Annotated in this window: 14 protein-coding genes, 1 tRNA gene and 4 pseudogenes; 10 read left to right on the top strand and 9 right to left on the bottom strand. The window is 66.9% G+C overall.

What is annotated here, in order from left to right:
- Positions 1-256: 256 nt before the first annotated feature.
- Positions 257-883 (bottom strand): single-stranded DNA-binding protein, encoded by a 627-nt coding sequence (gene ssb / locus FSYMDG_RS22865; protein ID WP_013872906.1) that lies wholly within the window; start codon positions 881-883, stop codon positions 257-259.
- A 325-nt stretch (positions 884-1,208) separates the two neighbouring features.
- Between ssb and FSYMDG_RS07220 the strand changes: the two genes are divergently transcribed.
- Positions 1,209-1,281: transfer RNA gene (locus tag FSYMDG_RS07220), tRNA-Arg, on the top strand.
- Between the two features lie 152 nt (positions 1,282-1,433).
- Here the strand turns inward: FSYMDG_RS07220 and FSYMDG_RS29550 are convergent.
- Positions 1,434-1,895 (bottom strand): annotated as a pseudogene (locus FSYMDG_RS29550) (Fic family protein); the annotation flags it as partial.
- A gap of 250 nt (positions 1,896-2,145) precedes the next feature.
- Here FSYMDG_RS29550 and FSYMDG_RS07210 point away from each other — a divergent pair.
- Positions 2,146-2,895 carry an NUDIX hydrolase gene (locus FSYMDG_RS07210; protein ID WP_013872904.1) on the top strand — a complete coding sequence of 250 codons (750 nt, stop codon included), beginning with the start codon at positions 2,146-2,148 and terminating at the stop codon, positions 2,893-2,895.
- Positions 2,892-4,070, top strand: coding sequence for a 5'-methylthioadenosine/S-adenosylhomocysteine nucleosidase (locus FSYMDG_RS07205; RefSeq protein WP_043603193.1), 1,179 nt, complete (start codon positions 2,892-2,894; stop codon positions 4,068-4,070). The genes FSYMDG_RS07210 and FSYMDG_RS07205 overlap by 4 nt, the downstream gene beginning before the upstream one ends.
- Before the next feature lie 341 nt (positions 4,071-4,411).
- Here FSYMDG_RS07205 and FSYMDG_RS28075 read toward each other — a convergent pair whose 3' ends face one another.
- A complete protein-coding gene (locus FSYMDG_RS28075) occupies positions 4,412-4,894 on the bottom strand; it encodes a hypothetical protein (RefSeq protein WP_237703019.1) in 483 nt (160 codons plus the stop codon).
- 40 nt (positions 4,895-4,934) lie between these two features.
- Between FSYMDG_RS28075 and FSYMDG_RS28070 the strand changes: the two genes are divergently transcribed.
- The 3 genes and pseudogenes from FSYMDG_RS28070 to FSYMDG_RS28065 form a co-directional block, all read left to right on the top strand.
- Positions 4,935-6,011, top strand: a complete 1,077-nt coding sequence (locus tag FSYMDG_RS28070) for a hypothetical protein (protein ID WP_043603181.1) — start codon at positions 4,935-4,937, stop codon at positions 6,009-6,011.
- A 249-nt stretch (positions 6,012-6,260) separates the two neighbouring features.
- The gene (locus FSYMDG_RS29150; protein ID WP_258165215.1) at positions 6,261-6,392 is read left to right on the top strand and encodes a hypothetical protein; all 132 of its coding nucleotides are present in this window, start codon (positions 6,261-6,263) and stop codon (positions 6,390-6,392) included.
- A gap of 99 nt (positions 6,393-6,491) precedes the next feature.
- Positions 6,492-7,114 (top strand): annotated as a pseudogene (locus FSYMDG_RS28065) (ISL3 family transposase); the annotation flags it as partial.
- 240 nt (positions 7,115-7,354) lie between these two features.
- On the opposite strand, the pseudogene FSYMDG_RS30015 reads toward FSYMDG_RS28065, so the two are convergent.
- A pseudogene (locus tag FSYMDG_RS30015) lies at positions 7,355-7,513 on the bottom strand (helix-turn-helix domain-containing protein); the annotation flags it as partial.
- A gap of 646 nt (positions 7,514-8,159) precedes the next feature.
- On the opposite strand from FSYMDG_RS30015, the gene FSYMDG_RS07175 reads away from it, so the two are divergent.
- From FSYMDG_RS07175 to FSYMDG_RS29145, 3 genes are all read left to right on the top strand, one after another.
- Complete coding sequence (locus FSYMDG_RS07175; RefSeq protein ID WP_043605284.1) at positions 8,160-9,623, top strand: mannitol dehydrogenase family protein; 1,464 nt, start codon at positions 8,160-8,162, stop codon at positions 9,621-9,623.
- Positions 9,620-10,474, top strand: a complete 855-nt coding sequence (locus FSYMDG_RS07170) for an HAD family hydrolase (RefSeq protein WP_013872901.1) — start codon at positions 9,620-9,622, stop codon at positions 10,472-10,474. The genes FSYMDG_RS07175 and FSYMDG_RS07170 overlap by 4 nt, the downstream gene beginning before the upstream one ends.
- Before the next feature lie 465 nt (positions 10,475-10,939).
- Positions 10,940-11,068, top strand: a complete 129-nt coding sequence (locus FSYMDG_RS29145; RefSeq protein WP_013872900.1) for a hypothetical protein — start codon at positions 10,940-10,942, stop codon at positions 11,066-11,068.
- Positions 11,069-11,962: 894 nt separating this feature from the next.
- Here FSYMDG_RS29145 and FSYMDG_RS07165 read toward each other — a convergent pair.
- The 5 genes and pseudogenes from FSYMDG_RS07165 to FSYMDG_RS07140 form a co-directional block, all read right to left on the bottom strand.
- Positions 11,963-12,853, bottom strand: a complete 891-nt coding sequence (locus tag FSYMDG_RS07165) for an IS3 family transposase (protein WP_237703106.1) — start codon at positions 12,851-12,853, stop codon at positions 11,963-11,965.
- A gap of 17 nt (positions 12,854-12,870) precedes the next feature.
- A complete protein-coding gene (locus tag FSYMDG_RS28055; RefSeq protein WP_043602641.1) occupies positions 12,871-13,161 on the bottom strand; it encodes a transposase in 291 nt (96 codons plus the stop codon).
- A gap of 12 nt (positions 13,162-13,173) precedes the next feature.
- Positions 13,174-13,617: a DUF6444 domain-containing protein gene (locus FSYMDG_RS07155; RefSeq protein WP_013872898.1), complete on the bottom strand. Its 444-nt coding sequence runs from the start codon at positions 13,615-13,617 to the stop codon at positions 13,174-13,176.
- A 99-nt stretch (positions 13,618-13,716) separates the two neighbouring features.
- Complete coding sequence (locus tag FSYMDG_RS27145; protein ID WP_013872897.1) at positions 13,717-14,208, bottom strand: GNAT family N-acetyltransferase; 492 nt, start codon at positions 14,206-14,208, stop codon at positions 13,717-13,719.
- A gap of 245 nt (positions 14,209-14,453) precedes the next feature.
- Positions 14,454-15,541: pseudogene (locus FSYMDG_RS07140) on the bottom strand (IS630 family transposase).
- A 327-nt stretch (positions 15,542-15,868) separates the two neighbouring features.
- On the opposite strand from FSYMDG_RS07140, the gene FSYMDG_RS07135 reads away from it, so the two are divergent.
- On the top strand, positions 15,869-17,899 hold the full coding sequence (locus FSYMDG_RS07135; RefSeq protein WP_013872895.1) for a WD40 repeat domain-containing serine/threonine protein kinase: 2,031 nt from the start codon (positions 15,869-15,871) through the stop codon (positions 17,897-17,899).
- Positions 17,900-17,953: the final 54 nt, after the last annotated feature.

Raw genomic sequence — 17,953 nt, 5'->3', positions numbered from 1 at the left:
GCAGATGCTGGTCGGAGAGCTTCGAGTGCTGGTCTGTAGGCGGGCCCGTGGGTTGCGTACCCGGCACGTTGCCGTCCGTCCGGGACAGATCCGTCTGCCCCTGTGGTGCTCGGATCGGCATCGGCGTCTCGGCCCCCCGCGTACTGGTCACGGACTGACGCTACCGACAGCTTCCGCACCGATCGGGTACGGGTCCGCGTCCGCGCGAGCGGAGAGCCGACCCAACGGACAATTCGAATCCGTCCTATCAGCCGCATCACGCTGCGGCCGGATCGAGAGCCGTTACTGAAGGTGATATGTCGGCGAGCTCTGCCGCCGACATAGTTACACCGGGCAACGACTCGCCGAACGACTCCTCCGCAGCCCCGTCCGTGCGATTCGCGTCACGGTACTCCGTGCCGGTATCGAGGTGGGTTCTACCCTCGCCAGCGGGTCCACCCGCTCCGTCATGCGTGCCAACGGACTCCCCCGCTGGCGCTGCTCCTTCCGCCGCCTGGCCGCTTCCGTTCTCCCCGCTCGCGCGGACCACCCGCCGGACCTCCGCGGTCTGCCGAGCCAGGTCAACCGCGACGGCGTCGGCGTCCACCTCGTAGACGACCCGACGGTTTCCCTCATGCGTCTCGAAGGACCTCTGCCGTAGCCGCCCGACCACGAGCGTCCTGTCCCCCTTGCGCAACGACGCGCTTACGTTCTCCGCCATGTGCCGCCAGCAGGTGACGGTGATGAAGACGCTGGCGCCGTCCACCCAGCGGTTCTGCGTGCGGTCGAACCGGCGCGCGGTGCTGGCCAGGCGGAGGGAGCAGACGAAGTTCCCGTTCTGCGTGCAGCGCAGTTCGGGGTCGTCGACGAGGTTGCCGAGCAGCGTGACCGATGCCTCAATCATGGTTCCTCCCGGATCATGGGGTAGCCGGCCTGGTTCCGTACGGCGGACGGTTGTTGTGACCGGATTGGCCCCTTACGTCCCGCCTCACACTCTTCAGCTCCGCGGCCGGCTTGGCATCCGCGGTCCGCCACCTGTGGACAAACCGCATCCATCCACAGGTGCGAAGCCGCACGGATGCACGATCCACCCTCGCCGTGGCAGGGTGAGAGCTTTGATCACCGAAGGAGCACCGGAACAAACACACAAAGTACTCATTGAGTCCCATTCCGCTATCGCCAGTAACCGCGCTACGTGATCGCGACAGGAGACAGCACAATGGTGGTGCGCGCCCGTAGCTCAGCGGATAGAGCGAGTGCCTTCTAAGCACCAGGTCGCAGGTTCGATCCCTGCCGGGCGCACCGATCCGCGTATTGCGCGGACAGATCTTCCCCGCCGCGCCAGCAGCTCTGGACGCGCCTTCGACGGCGAAGACGGCGACAGCCGAGGAAGCTTCAAGCGCTGACGCGGCCGTGACCACCGATCGGGCCTCGGCGGGCCGGCGGGTTGCTTGTCAGCTGGTGTACGGGTTCCTCGAGGTCATGGGCGTGCGTGCGACGTCGAGCACCGGCGGTGGGAAGCGGGGCCGGCCGTGTAGTAGCGGGCGCGGGTTCGGCCGACCGGTTCCAGGACCTGTGCGGTGGTGAGATCACGCAGGTCGCGCTGCGTCTGCTGCAGGCTCTCAGCATGCTCGTAGCGTGAGCGGCGGACGCGCCCGGCCATGGCCACATCGTGCAAGGCCGTGACCACCCGCTCGTCCAGACCGGAGGTCTCGGCGAATTCTGAGAGCGCGCGCCAGACCCGCCCGGAGCGGTCGAGCAGGCCCACGGTCTGGGCCTACTAGTGATAGGCGGGTCAGGTTGAACCGGATTCAGCCGGAGATGTCCTGGTCGGGAAGGTATGTCGGGCCCTGGTCGGCGAGTTCGCGATAGTACTCCCAGGTGTTGCCGGGACGGCCGAGCCACACCTCGAACGCGCCGGCCGTGGACCGCGGACGCCGAACGCTCGGGCCAGCCGCGAGATCGCCAGCCGGGTTCGGGAGTGGCACGGGCGACCACACCGCGGGGCCCGTACGCCGTGTCACCCATGCCGCCCCGGCGCCCCGCCACTCCTAGGCACCTCCGTCGTTCGAGACGCCCGGACCGCATCGACCCGGTGGGCCATCCCTGACTGTCCACTTGCCGACAGTTATTTCTGTCGTCGACACAAAAAATTAGTCTTGCAGCGTGATCCATGATCCGTGGGAGCCTCCAGAAGTTCCGCTCGCCGTCGACCTCGTGATCCTCACACTGCGGGGAACGAGCCTGCAGGTGCTATTGATCGAACGTGCGATCGAGCCGTACCAAGGTGCGTTCGCGCTCCCGGGTGGCTTCCTGGCACACGTCGAGGAGGACCTCGGCACGGCGGCGCGGCGGGAGCTCGCCGAGGAGGCCGGCATCGAGGCCGGGAGCCTGTATCTGGAACAGCTCGGCGTCTACGGCGAGCCCGGCCGTGACCCGCGGGGGCGGGTTGTCTCGGTGGCCTACCTTGCCGTCGCGCCGCGGTTGCCGGAACCGGTCGCAGGATCGGACGCCGCGGATGCGAGCTGGCAGCCGACGAACCGAGTCCTCTCAGGCGAGTTGGTTCTCGCTTTCGACCATCGTCGAATCATCACGGACGGCGTCGAACGCGCCCGGGTCAAGCTCGAGAACTCAGCACTTGCCACCGCCTTCTGCGGTCCCGCCTTCACCATCGGTGATCTCCAGGAGGTGTACGAGGCGGTCTGGGGGAGGCCACTCGACCCCAGGAATTTCTACCGAAAGGTCCAGAAAGCCAGCGGGTTCATCGTTCCGGTGGGCAGGGAGCAACGGACCACTGTCGGGCGGCCCGCCCGCCTGTTCCGAGCAGGCCTCAGCTCCGTCCTCTCACCACCGATCACCCGGCCCGTCGCCCCTGCGGCAGATGCCGCCGACACGCACCCGGAAGAGGAGGGATGAGCGTGGCGAACACCCGGCCTATCGTCGTCCTGACGGCTCTCGACCTGGAGTACCAGGCAGTTCATGAACATCTGGTAGACACGCGGCTGCACCGCCATCCGCAGGGAACCCGTTTCGAGGTCGGCCGATTGGCCGGCGGCCAATGCCAGGTGGCGCTGGCACACGTCGGCGTAGGCAATCAGTCGGCAGCGGTGCTCGCCGAACGCGCCATCGCCGAGTTTGCACCGGCGGCTTTGCTCTTCGTCGGCGTCGCCGGCGGCCTTCATCGCCATATCGCACTCGGTGACGTCATCGTGGGCACTCACGTCTACGCCTTCCACGGCGCCACCAGCGAGGACGAAGGGCTCTGGGGGCGACCCCGCACGTGGCCGCTCTCGCACCGCGCCGAACAGATCGCACGCCACCTGTCTCGGACGAGAAGCTGGGCCCGGCCGCCAGTCAAAGCGGACTCCCTCCCACAGGTGCACTTCGGGCCGATCGCGGCGGGCGAGGTGGTGTTGAACTCCACCGTGTCGGCCCTGGCCCGTTGGCTTCACGACCACTACAACGACGCCCTCGCCATCGAGATGGAAGGCGCGGGAGCCAGCCAGGCCGGGCTGCTGAACAGCTCCCTGCCCGTGATCGTGATCCGTGGCGTCAGCGACCACGCCGACGGCACCAAGGAGTCGACCGACCGCCACCTGTGGCAGCAGCGAGCCGTGGCGAACGCGGCCTCGTTCGCCGTGGCACTCGCCGAGGAACTGGCCGTGGACATCGGAAAGACCGATACCGCGGAAACGAGGATCGGGAGGAGATCCACCATGCAGGTACCGAACCAGAACATCCGCAACACCGCGTCGGGGAACGCCCGAGTTGGTGTGCAGGCCGGAGCCCTGCACGGGGGCGTGACCATCGGCGCGACCGGTGAGCAAGTCCCGGCGGACCTGTCGGCGGCGCTTGTCGGCTTCCGCAACGACCTGCAGAACGCACGCAGCGCCGGAACCGTGGACGAGGACACCTACGCGGCCGCCGAAGCCGAGCTCGCCGCAGCTGACGAGGCACTCCAGACGGATTCACCAGCGACCCGCCGAGCGCTGCTGGTCGCCCTCAAGAAGGTCCGTGGGCTGATCGGTGACGTGGCCGACCTCGCCACGAAAATCGGTGTGGCCATCACCATAGCGCAGGGATTGTCGTGACCGACGACTGGGGTTTCTCCTCCGGGTCAGGCGCCCAGCCCAGCCCGGTTTCGTCCTCCAACATCGCCGACGGTTCCTCTCAGGTCGGAGTCCAGGCCGGCGTCGTCCACGGCGGCGTCCACCAGTACACGGTCGCCCCCAATGCGAGTCCGGCGGAGAAGTTCGAGGCCGGTGTCCGCCACCTGGACGGGCGCATGGCCGACCAGGCACGCCAGCTCATGCGCGAGTTCGTGGTCAGCTCCGCGAAGTCTGACCGAGTGCGCTTCCACTGGCTGCTGGCACTGGTCAGCGGACGGTCGAGGGACGAACTGTCAGCCGACGAGTCCAGGCAGCTACGCGACTTACAGGAAGACCAACCCGAGCAGGGCGATGACCCCTGGGCACAGGGCCTGCGTGTGGTGCTCCTGCTGATGGACGCAGCCAAAGGCAGGAACACCGACATCACGGTGGCACTCAAGGAGCTCGATACTCTGCCCGACCAGCAGAGGGGCATGATCCTCCGCCACATGGAACAGTTCCTCGATGGTCCACTCGAGGATGGAGTGTGGAACCGCGCCATCGCCCAAGCCAACGACGAGCAGATGGCCAACGCACGTCTTGACCGGGTCAAGAAGTTTTTTCACCCGAACCCAGCCGAACCACGGACGCGCCCTCCACGCCCCGTCGACATCTCCAGGGAGACTCGGCTGCGCGCCACGGTTTCGGTGGTGGTTCTCGCCGCCTGGGCCATAAACGTCGCCGTGCGCCTGACGACAGCCGGACGGACGTGGACGATGCTTGGGTGCACGCTGATTCTCGCCATCGGCATTATCGCCGTCCGGCACGGGGTGTCCTGGAAGATCGAGTACATCGAAGACGAAGCCGATGCACCGCAGTCCTCCGGAACATTCGCGAAAAGCATCAATCGCGATCTCGAGTACTACGTGGCCAGATACCCACCGACCCGCCGAGTGGCTGCAGTGGACGGCCAGGGCGCGGCGCAGCATCGCCAACGAGATCATCGGCATCTACTGGGAGCGTTGGATCGGCGCCAATCGGGTCGCCTGGCTGCTGCGGCACGCAGCATGGCAGATTCAGAAGATGCGGAGGGACGGGACCCACCTCTCTTGGAGCAGAGCGCAGCGTGCCGTGCCAGAACTCGGTGCGTACGGGCTGGTCGGGGTCACCGTACTCGCGGGCGGAGGTCTGTGGGCACTGGTGGCTACGGCCGGAATCGAGGTACTCCTGGCCCTGGAAACAACATTCGTCGTCACTGTGGCGAGCTACATCCATGTTATCGCCCGACTGGAGAAAGAATGCGAGAAGCGGCGATTCGCCGCCGAACAGGATCAGCACGAAAAGGTCAAGGAGGCACGACAGGCAGGATTCGAGCGGTGGAAGGCCTACCTAGCAGACCGGCCGGACGATCAGGAGATGGCACGGTGGCTCGACTGCGACCGCAGAATACTCCTCGACCGGGCGCTGCACCATTACCGACTGAAAGCGAGCAGCGTCATCGCCCACGCCTTCGTCGAGACACAGGCCGCATCAAGTAAACGAGGGCGAGTCCACCGAGGCCCGTGGCGTTACAACAAATACCAGATCTCGGTCTTTCTCCTCACCGCCGGCGGGGTTCGAAATTTCGTGTCGACCCTAGATTTCACCACGGGACGTTTCACCGAAAAGGGACGGCTGAACTACCACTTCGACTCGGTCGCCTTGATTCGCGTCGACCATGACGCCGAAAATGTGCAGAAACTCGAAATCGTCCTGGTGAACGGCCAGGTGCTCCGGATACAGATGGCAGACACCTCACCGGAGGAGATCACGACGGGCGAGACGGTTGGGCTGGTGGCCAGCCTCACCCAGGACGCCGGCGGACTGCAGCACACCATTCACGTCCTCGAAGGAATCGCCGCCGAGGGCAGGAAATGGTTCCGGCGGACGGCGTCCGGCTGGTGACATAACCTCGCCGACGAGGAACGACTGTGATGGATGGGCGCTGCCGGGGTCTGTGGATGCCTGGGGCCGCCGGGTCGTAACGAGACGTCGGGCTTTCCGGCATGGAAACTACGTCTGTGGCCGGGCCGAAGGCCGGCAGGGCTCCTGCACTGACTGCATGAGCATGCGCGACGAAGCACACCAGCTGCTTGACGCGCTGCCGGAGGACCGGCTATCCGAAGCCGTGGGCTGCTGCGGCAGTGGGCGGCGGTGGAACGCGGCGAGCGCCCCCGTCGTCAGTTCCGTACGACGGCCGTCTTCGATGGCGAGCCGGATCTGGGCGAGCACGTCAAGGGAATCATGCGCGAGGCGTGGGGCGACGAGGATCGCCGCAGCGTGTGATCGTCGTCGACACCGGCCCCGCCCTGACTTGGCTCACGTTAGTGCGGTCCTCACCGAGGCCTGTGGATCTTGTCGAGGGCGTCGGTGAGGTCGTGGGACTGTCGTCAGACCTTCCGGGAGCAAGCGCCAGGGGTTCTGGAGCGCTACCAGCGCCGCACGTCCCGCCTGGCGTGTCAGGTCGGCGCGGTGGTCCGGGAGTTAGCCGGCCGCGCGGGCGAGCGGCTGCCGACCGCGCTGCGGGTGGTCGTCTCCCGAGGCGCCGGCCGCGCGGGCGCTGCCGCGGCTGGCCCCGCCCGCGCGGTCGGCGCCTCGGGTGCTCGGCGACGACTTCGCGCTGCGCCGTAGACGCGTGTACGCCACCGTGCTCGTCGACGTGGAAACCAACGAGCGCGTCTATGTCCTGGCCGACCGCAAGGCCGACAGCCTCGAAGCGTGGCCGCGCGCCCATCCCGGCGTGCAGGTCGTCCGCCGCGACGGCTCCGGCGCCCACGCCGAAGCCGTCCGCCGCGCACGGCGCCTGCTGGGCCAAAGCCGGGCCGCAGCCCCGCGAAGGGACCCGCGCCGTGACCACCCGCGAACGCTGGCGGCAGGTCCACGACCTACTCGACAAGGGCGTCGGCCTGCTGGAATGCTCCCGCCATCTCAATCTCAGCCTGAACACCGTCAAACGCTATGCCCGTGCCGCCGAACCCGACCGGCTGGTCCGGGCGCCGCAGTATAGAGGCATTCATAGATCTTCTTGTGGTACACGCGCATACTCTCGTCGTCGGGAAAGTCCTTCCCCAGTCTCTCGCTGATCTGCTTCGGAGACCAGTTCTCGGCCAGGCCCGCGTTGACCGCGTTGTGCAGTGCTGGCGACGCGACAAGCTTGCGTTCCTTCGGACGGGCCAGCAACGCAACGCATCACGCCGCGCCTGCGCCTCCACCGCCCGATAGATCTTCTCGCCGCCGTTACGCTCGATCTCTCGCGAAATCGTCGAGTGGTGCCGGCCGAGCGCCTTTGCGGATAACCATGCCGAACAGTTCCTGCTCGGCTTCCGGAAAATCAGCTCCCGCTCATCGATTGTCAACTGCTCCCGCCGGCCTATCCACCATCCAGTCCTCGACACCAAGACGATCATCCTATTGAAACGTCGCTACGACCATTTGGCCCCGCCCTCCAGGCATCCACTCGCAGCCGCGACCGGGCTGAGCCCGAACACGGAGCCGACCTGTCAAGCGATTAAAATGATCATAACTATCCGTATCAATAAAGATACAATCAGTCACTACGACGACACATAAAATGTGATATTCCGCACGGACTGCGGTTCAGTTACACCGCAAGCGAGTTCACCAAGGTCCGCCCCGGACTGGGCATCCGGCAGCCGTCGGGCCGGGTCTCGGTCGAGCTTCGAAAACGCCGACGACGAAGGCCTTCTCCAGCTCCTCGGAGCTGGAGAAGGCCTTCCCGGCGCAGGGGTTCACCGACCCGCGGCAGGCCCAGGCTGTCGTGATCGACTGGCGCTACGTGCCCTACAACTACCAGCGCCAACACTCCACGTTCGGAGTCGTCCTGCCGATAGAGTACGAGCAACGAAAGACCGTGTTCACCCGAGAAACGGCCAACAAGCCCTCCACAACCTCGAGGAAGCTCGGACTCTACTTACGATGGAAACGGCGACAAGACATCATCGCAGCACCAGTGACGTAAGCCAGAACCGGCAGACAAACACGGCAGTCGCGGCGGACTCGCCCTTTCCCAGCCTGGGGCGGACGGTGCCGTCCGTGCTCACGGAAAGCACGGTTACGAAGCTGGGGGACCGGGTGGAGACGCCCGCCTACGACAGGCATGCGCTGACCCCGTCCGTCGTTCACCTCAGCGTCGGCGGCTTCGCGCGTGCCCACCCCATCCTGTATTTCGACGACCTTGCCGCCACAGGCGAGACCGGCTGGGGCGTGATCGGAGTCGGCATGCGCAGTCCGGCGATGGGCGAGGTACTCCGCGACCAGGATGGGCTCTACACCGTCGTCGAGCGGGACCGCGACGGGGCCAGCGCTCGACTCGTCGGCGCCCTGATCGACTATCTCTACTTACCGGACCAGCCTGAACAGGTCGCCGACCTGCTGGCGTCCCCGAATACCCGGCTGGTCACGCTGACCGTGACCAGTGAGGGCTACCAGACGCGTCCTGACATGACCACGGTTCGTCACGATCTGGCAACTCCGGGCAATCCGGTGACCGCGGCTGGACTGCTCGTCGCCGCCTTACGTCGACGTCGCGCGGAGGGCACAGGCCCGTTCACAGTGCTGTCCTGTGACAATCTCGACGATTCGGGTGCGGCGACTCGGCTTGCCGTTCTCGAGTTCACGGGCCTGCTCGACGCCCAGACCGGTGAGGACCTCACCTCCTGGGTCCGGGAGAACGTGACCTTCCCCAATGGCATGGTGGACCGCATCACCCCGACCACCAGCCCCGAGCTGCGCGACCAGATCGAGGGCGAATTCGGGGTGCCCGACCGCTGGCCGGTAGTCACGGAGCCGTTCCGGCAGTGGGTCGTCGAGGATGACTTCTGTACCGAGCGGCCTCCGCTGGAGCGTGTCGGCGTGCAGGTGGTCGACGACGTGACCCCGTGGAAGGTCATGAAGGGCCGCCTGCTCAACGGCGGGCACTGCGCACTCGGGTACCTGGGTGTGCTCGCAGCGCTGGAGACCACCGATCAGGCCATGGCCGAGCCTGTGCTGTCGGAGTACATGTCGCGTCTGCTGCGCGAGGAAATCGCCCCGCTGCTCCCGGAGCTGCCCGGCCAGGACACCGACGAGTACGTGACGACGACCCTCGACCGCATCGCGAACCCTGCCATCGGCGACAGTTTGCTGCGGCTGTGCCGGCGAGGGTCGACGAAGGTCCCCCACCATGTGCTGTCCTCGCTGGGAGAGGCCCGCGTGGCGGGCAGGCCGCACCGGCTGCTGCTGGCGGCGCTGGCGGGGTGGCTACGCTTCCTGCGGGGTGAGGACATGGAAGGCCGTCCACTGACCGTCGAGGACTCGCGAGCCGAGGATCTCCGGCGCGCCGCGCATGCCGGTGGCGACGATCCCACGACGCTGCTGGGGTTTCGAGACATTTTCGGTGACCTGGCCGACGACGCTGACCTGGTCGCGGAGCTCGGCGACCTGCTCACGCGAGCATCCCGCGACGGGATTCGCAGCATGCTCGCGGCCGTGCTCGACTTCGACGAGGAGGTCCGGTGACGAGGATCCCGAAGACCCCGGGCTTCGCTGTGCCGGAGGGCCTGGACCCCTCGGTGGTCAGGATCGTGCTCTGCGACGCGGACGACAACCTGTTCCCCTCGGAGGCGCCTGCCTTCACCGCGTCGACTGAGGTCACCAATGACTTCCTGGAACGTATCGGGGTCGACCGCCGTTGGACGCCCGAGGAGCTGCGTCGCGCCGCCATGGGACGCAATTTCCGCTCCGTGGTCCTGCAGGCCGCGGCCGACGCCGGCGTGCCCGTGGAGACTTCAACGGATCCTGTCGAGCCGGCGGAACCGTCCGCGGGAGTCGCTGAGCGCGTGTCGGCCGCCGAGATGGAGTGGTGGGTCGCCGAGGAGAAGCGTCGCGTGAGCGATCGGCTGCGCGAGGTGCTGCGACCGGACCCCGAGGTGCTGGGCCCGCTCGCCAGCATGGGCGAGAGGTACCGCCTGGCCGCGGTGAGCTCGAGCGCGCTGAGCCGCCTGGAGGCATCTTTCACCGCGGCCGGCCTCACTGGGCTGCTTCCGCCCCAGGTGCGCTACAGCGCTGAGGACACGCCCCCGGTTCCCACCAGCAAGCCCGATCCGACCGTCTACCGGATCGCCTGTGAGCGCGAGGGTGTAGCACCCACAGAGGCGGTGGCTGTTGAGGACTCCTTGACGGGGGCGACGGCGGCTGTCCGGGCGGGTATTCCCACCGTCGGCAATCTCCAGTTCGTTCTTCCGGTCGAGCGCGAGGCGCGGATCGCGGCTTTCCACGAGGTCGGCGTGGCGGCCGTGGTGGAGAACTGGTTGCAGCTGGCGTCGTTGCTGCGCGTCGACGAGGCCGAGGGAGACGAGACCGAGGGATGAGCCCGACACCCGCGGAAGCCGTCGCCCAGGTCAGTGCGTACGGTCCGTCCCTGTCGGCCGGTCCAGGCGATCGGTGCCAGTAGGGCCAGGGCGCGTATTCGGTTGTGATCAAGGGGTGGTTCACGTGAGCTCCTTGATCCAGATCATCGAGGCGCGGAGCTGGAGACCCGCAAGATAGCTGCCCGGGGGTCGGGTAGCTCCGGCGCGTTACCGCGCCGGAGCTACCTCAGATGTTCATGGTCTTGGTGGAGCGCCCACGGGTAGATGAAACTGGACATGTCATCCGCTGACGTCGCCAGTTCTTGGTACCGGCGAGTCCGGCCCTCAGATTGACGCTGGAACCCGTCCCGGTTGGGTACCCCGGGTTGCTGCCGTAGAGCGCGAGTCTCAGAATCTTGATCCTCTTGCGGGTTCCGCGGATGACGTGTCCTGCCTGGTCAGGAGATGCGTGGAACAGGAGTTGCCATGGAGATCATCTATCCGCGGTGCGCGGCGATCGACGTGGGCAAGAGGGAGATCGCCGTCGCCGTCCGCACGCCCGGGGACACCGCTGGGGAGCGTCGTCAGCAGATCAGGTCGGTGAGACACAGGTAAGCGCCTGCGGGGAATACGTGGGATGCAGGACACGGCAGTGGTCCCATTCGGAAGAACATTCAGGTGAACAGCATGATCCATCAAGGCCCAAGATGGTCTTGAAAACCGCTACGACAGGCGAGACCGAGCCCGCCAGCGCTCGGACCGTCAGGAGTTTGATCCCGACCGCCGTGTAGCCAACCGTGTAGCCAAGCCGGCAGACGTCCACGGACGACGACGGACGGCCGTGGAACTGGCGCCCAGGTCCGGCCAACTGTATGGACGAACCCGGACGCTGGCAGACGGATCGGACCGACTTTGCAAGGCAGGGGTCCGATGCGGCCGGCGGCACCGAGGTGTAGCAACCGCTGTAGCAACGTCCCCGTACGTCGGCGAACAGCAGCGGACGCCGACGTACGGTCTGATCTTGGCCGGGATCTGTGACGCTTGGTGCAATCCGTACCTTCTAAGCACCAGGCAGGTTCGATCCCTGCTGGGCGCACAACCAGCCCCTGACCAGGCAGAACATAATCGATCAACCCTGGCCGTGCGAGGTGCGCGGAGGCACCGGTGCTCACGGTAGGCGTGGATCAGGGTGAGGTCGAGGCGCGGCTGGCGGCGGGTGAGCTGTCCTGTCCGTGCCGTGGGGGTCGGTTGGCGCGGTGGGGTTAGCGCGGCCGCGGCGGGTACGTGGGGTCGGGCGGCTCGTTCCACGTAGATCCTTCGTCATGTTCGTAGCCGCGTCGACAGGTTAGGGGTACGAGTCCCCTCGTCTCCACCGCCACCAGCCAGGGCCTTCGCCGTCCTCTTCCCGTCGATCAGGGGTGAAGCGGGGTGTCGACGTGACCGGTTGACGCGGCACGGGGAGGCTCGCACAGCTATGTGGAGGGTTCCCACTTTCGTGGACAGTCCTAACTATGCAGCACGAAGTGTTTGTCCGTCAAATTCTTCCTCGAACTCGACAGGCGTGAGATAGCCGATCGAGGAGTGCAACCGCTGCCGGTTGTAGTAGATCTCGACATATTCGAAGATCCCCGCCCGGACGCGGTCTATGGTATCGAACGGGTGGAGGTGGACGAACTCCTTCTTGAGGGTGGCCCAGAAGGACTCCGCCGCGGCGTTGTCGAAACAGATCCCGGTACGGCCGACGGAGTTTCGGACGTTGTTGTCGCGACAGAAGGCGACGAACTCACGGCTGGTGTACTGACCGCCTCGGTCGGCGTGGAATATGACGCCGCCGGGTGGCCGCCGGCGGGTGACGGCCATACGAAGCGCGTCGAGAACGAGTTCGGTGCGCATGTGATCGGCGACCGCCCAGCCGACGATCTTCCGAGAGAACGCGTCGATGACGGAGGCCATGTACACCCAGCCATCCCAGGTGCGAATATATGTTATGTCGCCGTACCACAACTGGTTCGGTGCGGACGCGGCGAAGTCTTGGCCGACAAGATCAGGCAGCGATGAGGAGTCCGCGGCCTGCACCGTCGTCACCGGCCGGCGGGGACGCGGATGCACGCTGACCAGGCCCATCGTCGCCATCAGCCGCTGGACCCGCTTGTAGGCGACGGCGACGCCCTGGCGGCGGATCTCGTGGAAGATCCGCCGCACGCCGTACCGCCCCTCGAGACGGTCGAAAACAGCTCTGATCATGGTCGACAAGGTGGCGTCGTCCTTCTCCCTCCGAGACGGGCCGCGTTTCTTCCACGCATAGTAGCCCTGTCGGGACAGGTCGAGTTTCTTGCACATGTAGTCGACGGGAAAGGTGTTCGCGCCGTCGGCGGACACAGGCTTCTTCGGAGCGTGTATCGAGATGAACTCGAACTTTACTTCTGCTCGCTCGCGAAGAAGCTCGCCGCTTTTTTTAGGAAGGCGATGTCCATCTGCGCCTGCGCGTACTTCTTCCGGAGCTCCTCAAGTTCCGCGCGCTCCGACACCGACAGCGGCCGCTCCTCGGTCTCGCCGTTCTCCTTCGCCTTCTTCACCCAGTTTCCCAACGTGGTCTCGTGGATACCCAGACTCTTCGCGACCTCGGTCACCGACCGGCCCGAGTCGAGCACCAACCTTACTGCCTCGGATTTGTACTCCTGGGTGAACTTCCGGCGAGCTGACCCCATGACGCTCCTTCCCTATGGACAGCGAACCTCAGGTTCGCTGTCCACGGAAGCGGGATCACTCCAGTCGAACACCTGCCGCCGTTCGGTCCGGGTCACAGGCCGGCCCGCAAGCCCCGCCCCGCACCCCGCACACGGCCCCGGCTCATGCCGCAGGCGCACATCAGGCTCAGCGAGCATCCGCAGCGTCGATCCCGGATGCCCGCCCTGCCCACCGGGCCTGCGGCCGGTCTTCTTCCGCAGCGACTTCGGTGGCGGTTTCGCCAGCCCGTCCGAACTCGGTGGCTTCGCCGAGTTCCGCGAGTTCTTCGCGACCTGAGCTTCCAGCTCGGCGATCCGCACCCGCGCCTGTTCCAACGCCGCAGCGGTCTCGACCAGCTGCGCCCGCAGACTCACCACCAGCGCCGCGAGCTCGTCATACGACGGCACCGGCGGCGACGCGGGCGGACCATCCGACACACCCGGACCCTACGGCCCGATCAACCACACAGCACCAACGACCCGGGCCTTCAGGCCATCGAGGAGTCCCAGCCAGCCGGGAAACCAAAAACAAACGATCTACCAGACCTGACCAGTTACGAAAAGACGCGCCAGACCCGCGCCGCGACGATCCGGTCGGACACCGACGAAATGCACGTAGCCAACCCCTGGCTGCGCAGGCGAGAGGAAAGCGACGAGGAAGCCGGCCAAGCCGCGACTGTCCTCGCCGACCCGGCTTGACGAATGAAAGTGATCGAGGAACAGCCGTGGCAGTCCAGTACTGACAGGACGCCCCCACCAGTCGTCGACAACAGACACGATGTCGTCATAATCTTCTGGTCGCGCCACACGAACCTCGACAGTGGTCATGAGTATGATGATGCCAGTAGCGCCAATGCCACCCTCCTCGTTTTCTTCCATGCGTTCGCGCATTCGGAGTGAAACCTTGCGAAGCACCCCCGCGGCGACGGCCTCGAGGACGCTGAGGCGTCCGAGAACGTCTGCGAGCAGGCGCTCCTTGTTGACGGAGAAGAAGCTCAGGGTGGGCCCGGTGCTGATGACTGGCCGCACGGTTGTGCTGTGATGCTCCTGGAGGAGGAGCCGGGCGGGTCGCCCAGGACGCTGAGATCGACGTCCGGTTCCGGCAGGTCGGCGCTGTCGGCCCCCAGCACCTCCGCAACCATGATCCACACTGCCGCGATCGACATACGGGCGACGCCTGGTGGCCCGGCGGATGCGGCAGAGTTGTTTCCGCTGCTCGGCAGCGGCCGACGCCGGATGGGGCAGAACGGGCCACCCGGCCGTGTCGGACACCGCTAGTGTCCTGAGTCGTTGATTCGCTGGCAGTAGGCGGCGAGGGTCTCGAGGATCTCGTCGGCGGTCTTGGCCCAGACGAACGGCTTCGGGTCCTTGTTCCAGGCGTTGATCCATCGGCGGATGTCGGCTTCGAGTTCGACGACCGAGCGGTGCGTCGATCGGCGCAGCTTGCGGGTGGTCAGCTCCGCGAACCAGCGCTCGACCAGGTTCATCCACGACGCCGAGGTCGGGGTGAAGTGCAGGTGGAAGCGGGGTGGCGCAGCAGCCAGTTCTTCACCGCCGGGGTCTTGTGGGTGGCGTAGTTGTCCAGGACCAGGTGCAGGTCGTAGCCCTTCGGGACCGAGGAGTCGATCAGCTTGAGGAAGCGCAGGAACTCCTGGTGACGGTGCCGCCGGAAGGTCTGCGCGATCACCGACCCGGACGTCGGGTCGAGCGCGGCGAACAGGCTGGTCGTGCCATGGCGGACGTAGTCGTGGGTCATCCGCTGCGGGGTACCCGGCATCAGGGGCAGCACCGGTGCCGTGCGATCCAAAGCTTGCACCTGCGACTTTTCGTCGACGCAGAGCACGATCGCCTTCTCCGGCGGGTCGAGGTAGACCCCGACCACGTCACGGACCTTGTCCACGAACAGCGGGTCGGTGGACAGCTTCCACGTCTCGACCAGATGCGGCTTCAACCCGAACGCCCGCCACATCCGTGACACCGTCGACTGCGACAGCCCACTGGCCCTCGCCATCGACCGCGATGTCCAATGGGTATCGCCGTTCGGTGGCTTCTCCTCCAACGTCCTCGCGATCACCGCCTCGACCTGGGCGTCGGTGACCTTCCGAGGCGCTCCCGGACGTGCCTCGTCTGACAGGCCCTCCAGCCGGTCGACCGCGAACCGCTCCCGCCATTTCGCGACCGTTCCCCGGGTGATCCCGAGCTCGGCCGCGACCCCCGAGTTCGTCCCACCGTCCGCGCAGGCCAGCACGATCCGCGAGCGCAACGCCAGCGCCTGCGCGGTCTTCCGCCGTCGGGCCCAGCCCTCCAGCACCGCACGCTCAGCAGACGACAACTCGATGGGATCCGCGCTCGGGCCAGGCACCAGCCCATTCTATCTGCACACGAATCAACGACTCAGGACACTAGAGCGCCGGTCAGGTAACCATACGTATCCCCCCGAACGATGGCACGCTTCGATGGACGCCGGCCACCGGAGAAGATCAGCGCGATTTTGTCGTTGTGTACGCTTTTTGTAGCCAAAAAGCGTACACAACGACAAACTCTCCTGGATCATGACCTGTGCGGGTGGTCGTGGCTGGGATCCGCGCTACTTGACCGACGCTCTAGGATCACGCCTTGTACGCGGAGTATCGGGGGGTTGGATGGTGCGCGGTCGACGTCACCGCCAGCGTGGGGCAGCTCCCACGTCATGATTGTCGACAGAGCCCGGGTGGCCGCGGCGCTGCCCGGCTACGACCTGGGCGGGCCCCTCGGCCAGGGCGCGTTCGGGCTGGTGCTGGCCGGCCGGCACCGCGGGCTGGACCGTCCCGTGGCCATCAAGATCCTGGTGGCGGGACGCGACGGAACAGAAGCGGGGTTCGCCCCCGAGGCGCGGCTGCTCGCCGCGCTGAGCCATCCGCATGTGGTGCAGGTCTACGACTACGTCGCGACCGACGGCCTACATCTGATCGTCATGGAGCTCCTCGACGGGGGGAGCCTGACCCGCCGCCGGGCCGGTATGCCACCCGAGGACGCCTGCGCCGTCGGCCTGGCCGTGGCCGCAGCCCTGGCCTACGCCCACGGCCGCCATGTCCTGCATCGTGACATCAAAGCCGACAACATCCTGTTCGACGCCACCGGCCTGCTCAAAGTCGTCGACTTCGGCATCGCGAAAATCGTCGAAGGGTCTGACACCACCGCCAGCAAGATCATCGGAACGCCGAAGTGCATGGCTCCCGAGCAGATCGCCGAAGGCCGGCTGAGCCCGGCCACCGACCTCTACGCGCTCGGGGTGCTCCTCTACGAACTGCTCTCGGGAGCACCGCCGTTCGACCCGCAACTACCACTCCCCGTGCTCTGGCAGCACCACCTGCACACCATCCCCGCCCGGCCCTCCGGAGTACCCACTCTCATCGCCGACGTGGTCCTCCACGCCCTGGCCAAGAACCCGGCTGACCGCCCACCCTCCACCCACGCCTTCGCTCTCGACCTGGCCCACGCCGCAGCCGGTGCCTTCGGCCCGGGCTGGATCACCCGTACCGGCATCGGGCTCCGTCTCGACGACGACATCCGCACCGCCGGCGACCAGCCCTCTACCGCCCCGAGGGCACCGGCACCGCCCGGGACCCGGACGGACACGTCACCGGGCAGGCCGGACGTACCCGTCCCGGTGCCCATCGACCGCGATCTCTATCCGACTGCCATCCGTGACGTGGGGCGTTCCTGGCCACCCCCACCGGCTCCGGACGGGCCCGCCCCGTCCGAGCACGGCGCCCCGGCCTCTTCGTCCCGGCGCCGGTCGCGCCGGATACGTACCACCGCGCTTGTCGTGTCCGCCGCGGCAGTCGCGGTGCTGCTCGCCATCGCCGTCACCGCCTTCCGCGGCAAGGACTCCCCTGCCTTCAGCGTCAGGGCCTCCCCCGTCCCCCAGCCGCTGGGCTCTCCCCTGACCAGCCACACGAGCTGGGTGGAGTCGATAGCCTTCGCCCCGGACGGACACACCCTCGCCAGCGCCAACGGCGATGGGACCATACGCCTGTGGGACGTCTCCGACCGGAGCGCCCCTCGCACCCTGGGCGCCCCCTTGACCGGCCACACCGACAGAGTGCGGTCGGTGGCCTTCAGCCCGGACGGGCGCACCCTCGCCAGCGCCAGCCACGACCACACGGTACGGCTGTGGGACGTCTCCGACCGGAGCGCCCCTCACCCCTTGGGCACTCCCCTGACCGGCCACACCGACTGGGTGGGTTCGGTGACGTTCGCTCCGGACGGGCGCACCCTCGCCAGCGCCAGTGGCGACGGGACCATACGCCTGTGGGACGTCTCCAACCGGAGCACACCCCACCTCCTGGGCGTCCCCCTGACCGGCCACACCAGTTGGGTGGTGTCGGTGGCCTTCACCCGGGACGGGCGCACCCTCGCCAGCGCCAGCGACGATCACACCATACGGCTGTGGGATGTCTCCGACCGGACCGCACCCCGCCCCCTGGGCGTCCCCCTGACCGGTCATACCGGCTGGGTGTGGTCGGTGGCGTTCACCCCGGACGGGCGCACCCTCGCCAGCGCCGGCGGCGACCGGACCGTGCGGCTGTGGGATGTCTCCGACCGGACCGCGCCCCGCCCCCTGGGCGTCCCCTTGACCGGCCACACCAACGGGGTGCGGTCGGTGGCCTTCACCGCGGACGGACGCACCCTCGCCAGCTCCAGCGACGAGGCGATACGGCTGTGGGACATGGGCTGACCAGCCCAGCGAACATCCCTGGGAGCCCGCGGTCACGCCCTGGCGACACCTGAG

Origin of the sequence: Candidatus Protofrankia datiscae (assembly GCF_000177615.2) — a bacterium.
Lineage (GTDB): Bacteria > Actinomycetota > Actinomycetes > Frankiales > Frankiaceae > Protofrankia > Protofrankia coriariae.
Note: the sequence above shows the minus strand (reverse complement) of the source record. Positions and strands in the feature narration are given on the sequence as shown.

Bases quoted from the DNA above. Each gene is read 5' to 3' on its own strand.
- ssb (WP_013872906.1), bottom strand. From the start codon at position 883: ATGATTGAGGCATCGGTCACGCTGCTCGGCAACCTCGTCGACGACCCC.
- FSYMDG_RS07205 (WP_043603193.1), top strand. From the start codon at position 2,892: ATGAGCGTGGCGAACACCCGGCCTATCGTCGTCCTGACGGCTCTCGAC.
- FSYMDG_RS28070 (WP_043603181.1), top strand. From the start codon at position 4,935: ATGCACCGCAGTCCTCCGGAACATTCGCGAAAAGCATCAATCGCGATC.
- FSYMDG_RS29145 (WP_013872900.1), top strand. From the start codon at position 10,940: ATGGAGATCATCTATCCGCGGTGCGCGGCGATCGACGTGGGCAAGAGG.
- FSYMDG_RS28055 (WP_043602641.1), bottom strand. From the start codon at position 13,161: ATGGGGTCAGCTCGCCGGAAGTTCACCCAGGAGTACAAATCCGAGGCA.
- FSYMDG_RS07135 (WP_013872895.1), top strand. From the start codon at position 15,869: ATGATTGTCGACAGAGCCCGGGTGGCCGCGGCGCTGCCCGGCTACGAC.